The organism is Leisingera sp. SA215, assembly GCF_055902035.1.
Genome location: NZ_JBVVXU010000072.1, coordinates 1 through 3857, shown reverse-complemented (window position 1 = coordinate 3857; position 3857 = coordinate 1). Strand labels below are relative to the sequence as shown.

Sequence of the window (3857 nt, the reverse complement as noted above, 5' to 3'; positions counted from 1 at the left end):
CTGAGCGTAAGCCAGACGAGATTATCCGAGGAGCCGTAAGCAGTATCTGCGGCGATCCAATCTGGCCTCAGACCAAACCGTTCCTCGGTCCGGTCGATCATCTTGCGCATAGCCCCAACCTCGGCAGTCTTGTTTGATCGGCTGGCATCCACATCCACGATGATACCGTGATCGGTATCGATCAGGTAATTGTCTGAGTAAGCAAAGAAAGCTGGGCCCTTGCGTGCGGCCGTCCATTGACTGGCTGGATCGGCATGGGCGGTGAATTTGGGCTTAGCCGTCGTGGCAGCGCCAAAAGCCTCGTCATCCAAGGTGTCGAGATACTCACGCACTGCGCGCGGTGCATCATGGGGATCAACATCGCGAGCCGCCCAATCATCGGGATTGCTGGAGTTCTGTTTCTGTACGTCAGCGCTGATCAGGCTGGCATCGACGGCGAAGCCCTGACCGCCAACATGCCCTTCCTCCATGCAGCGTGCCACGGTTGTCTCGAAGACATGGCGCAGCAGATCGCTCTCTCGGAAGCGACCATGGCGGTTCTTCGAAAAGGTGGAGTGATCCGGGATGCGATCATTCAGGTCGAGGCGGCAAAACCACCGATAGGCGAGATTCAGATGGACCTCCTCGCACAGTCGGCGCTCAGAGCGGATGCCAAAACAATATCCCACCAACAGCATTCGGATAAGCAGCTCAGGGTCGATGGATGGGCGACCCGTATGGCTGTAGAAATCCGCAAGATGAGCCCGGATGCTGCCCAGATCAACAAACCGGTCAATCGACCGTAGCAGATGATCTTGCGGGACATGGTTCTCCAGCGAGAACTCGTAGAACAGCGCCGCCTGCGCCTCCTGCTTCGGTCCCATCATCGCCAAACCTCCCGCTCAATAACGGAATTGAATCAGCGATGCCCCCTGCAATCAAGGAAGAGTTTTTCAACAGAATCCGCCGTTTCTGCCGTTCGCTGCGACAGCGAGCTTCTGAACCCGGTGAATTCACACAGTGCGGGACCTTGCAGACTTTCGCTGCAGGCGCAGCAAGAGCGACCTGGGGCGGTCGCGCTGCGCAGAAAGCCGACTTTGCAAACCGGCACGGAAAGGACCGCCCTCGAAGGCAAACCCGGCCCAGAACTGCCACCCGCACCAGGAGCAGCGAACGACCGGTCCAGCCTCGAAAAGGGCCTTGGTGCATGACGCTGTATAGGGCTGAACGATCTCAACCTAAGTCACCATTCGAGCCCGCTGCTGCGGCACACCAAGCAATCGCGCAATTGCACGATGAAAACGGCCTTGAGCCTCTCGCCACACAAACGGTCTCGACCAAGAACCAAGTCTTGATGGAGTAGCCTCGATCTCTGCACGACACTGCAATGAACTCAGATATTCTTCGGTTCGGGGCCGGATGCCTACGAGTGTAGTAGCTGCACATGTAACACGGACGGCAACACTTTGAGAAGGTTTACGGAATTCACCTGCCCGATACTTTGACCTTCCAGTCAAAGCGTGCAATTTATCTCGAAGATCCATGCCAACGTTCCACCAAGCAAGAGAAGAGAAGTTATGGAAATCACATTTGATAGAAAAAATATAAATACCTGCCTTCAGCAAAAATTCGAACTTCCGACCTACCAACGGGAATATAGATGGCAGTCAAATCATTTAAGAGAGCTTCTAAACGACATTCAAGATGAATTCGCTTCAAATTACGACCCCTCTCATGGGCGCCCGAAAGTGGCAGAATACTCGCCATACTTCTTGGGAACGATAATCACGACCTCCGGTGTCGATGGCGCAAGAGCTATTATTGACGGGCAGCAACGGCTGACTACACTGACACTAATCCTCGCATACATACATCGATACGCCAAGAATAACCCCGGAGCATCGGTAACGAACGCCGAGCCGCTCATTCGCAGAAACGCCTACGGCTCCAACAAACTCAACCTTGACCTGGACGAAGACAGAGCGAATTTGATGAATACACTCCTGGATAGACATGATCTATCAGGCGAAGGTCTAGACGATGCCGTTGACAGCATTGATGGGCTTTCCGAAGGTGCTCGCGACATGTATCGACGGTTTTCCGAAATTGACGAATTAATATCGGCAGATATAAAGGGGGACGTGTTTCCTAGATTTATAGACTACATAATCGAGAGGGTTTACCTATTTGAGATTGGAGTGCCAAGCGAGCAAGATGGGCACAGAGTGTTCGTAACTATGAATGACAGAGGCTTGCGCCTCTCGCCCCTCGATCTACTCAAGGGGTTCTTGCTTTCCAATATCAATGATAGTGCATCCAATAGTGAAGCCAATCAAAAGTGGTCAGAGTGCATTAGATCCTTGCGGGATTTAGGACGAGACGAGGAAAGTGCGTTCTTCAAGACATGGTTGCGAGCCCAGTACGCTGTGTCGACCAGAGGAAAAGCACGCGGCGATGCACCTGCAGACTTTGAGATACTTGGGGATGCATACCACAGGTGGTTTGTCAGTAAAGCAGCGGACATCGGCCTTACGAACTCTGATGATTTCTACAATCTCGTCAGCAAAAACATTCCCTTCTACGCAAACCAGTATAAGAGAATAAAAGGCTTTGAAGAAAACTTTTCTTCGGATTTTGAGCATGTGTTTTACAACGGGGCCAAGGGTGTTGCACTTCAGTATATGGTAATACTGGCAGCACTTGATCCGAATGATACAAGCTCAGCCATTGACAGGAAGATAAAGCTGGCGAGCTTCTACATTGACGCAATGCTTACATCTAGAGTGATCGAGGGTAAGGATAACAACTACGACAACACGCGGACAATATTCTTCGATATCGCCAAGGACCTAAGGGGAAAAAACGCGGAGGAGATTCGTCAATACATAGAGCCAAAAATGCTCGCCATAAGTGGTGCAATCGCTAATATTGCAAATGTATCTTACAAAACCGCGAAGCGTCAGGACCTGTTGCACCTCCTGTCCCGACTTGCTGCTCACCTCGAAGATAGCCTCGAGCTCACCAATAAGGTTGGATTTCCAGACTACATTAATAGGATTAAGGGCGCCAAGACATTTGACATTGAGCACATTGTCAGCTCAAGGAGCGGCGTGAAAATAGGAGTTAAGGATGACGGGTCTCCGATTGAAACTGACGCGATAACGAACAGCTGGAGGGATAAGATTGGTGCGCTTATTCTTCTGCCGCGCGGACGCAATAGATCACTGCAAGACAAGGGTTTTCCGGATAAACTATCAGCCTACGCGACCGAGAGCATACTGGCGTCTTCTCTGTCTCAGGAATTTTACGAGAACCACCCGAATGTTGCCGCTCACATATCTGCTACCGGCGTACCCCTGTCTGCGATCGACTCCTTCTCAGAAGAATCCCGCGCCGAGAGAGAAAAGCTTTATGCGATTTTGGCCGACAGGATTTGGAGTGCTGGTCACCTCGAAACGATTTGCCCAGTGCCTGTGATGCCGGCTCCATCGTCAGACCAAGCCGGCTGAGTTGAGAATCAGAAGAGCAAAATTCAGATGACCCGGTCCCGGCTCAATGAGTGGCCTCATTGAGCCGGGACCGGACGGCATGAACAGCACGTCGAGCTGGGCAGCCTCAAAACGAGTAAGATCGATGGCTCGGTTAGCAGCTCAATGCGCTTCGCTGCTGTTCGCCCACGGCGCAGCGGACGACAGCTCCCCGCCCGGAGCGTCTGGGAGACGGGGTGCCGAACGTGGGCGAGCACCGTGTCTGAACTTCGTTCCTGTTCCCGGACACCGGGGTAAAGTACCCCTGTCCAAGAAAGGAACATGGAATGGGACACTCGAGGCGGACGTTCACAGACGAGTTTAAAGCCGCAGCTGTTGGTCGGCTTTATA

Annotated in this window: 2 protein-coding genes; one reads left to right on the top strand and one right to left on the bottom strand. The window is 52.4% G+C overall.

Annotated features, from left to right (window positions below):
* Positions 1 to 866, bottom strand: an 866-nt coding sequence (locus AC0KW6_RS22925; protein WP_474036219.1) for a transposase, incomplete at its 3' end; no start/stop codon positions are given.
* 690 nt (positions 867 to 1556) lie between these two features.
* Here AC0KW6_RS22925 and AC0KW6_RS22920 point away from each other — a divergent pair.
* Positions 1557 to 3488, top strand: a complete 1932-nt coding sequence (locus AC0KW6_RS22920; RefSeq protein ID WP_474036222.1) for a DUF262 domain-containing protein — start codon at positions 1557 to 1559, stop codon at positions 3486 to 3488.
* Positions 3489 to 3857 lie beyond the last annotated feature (369 nt).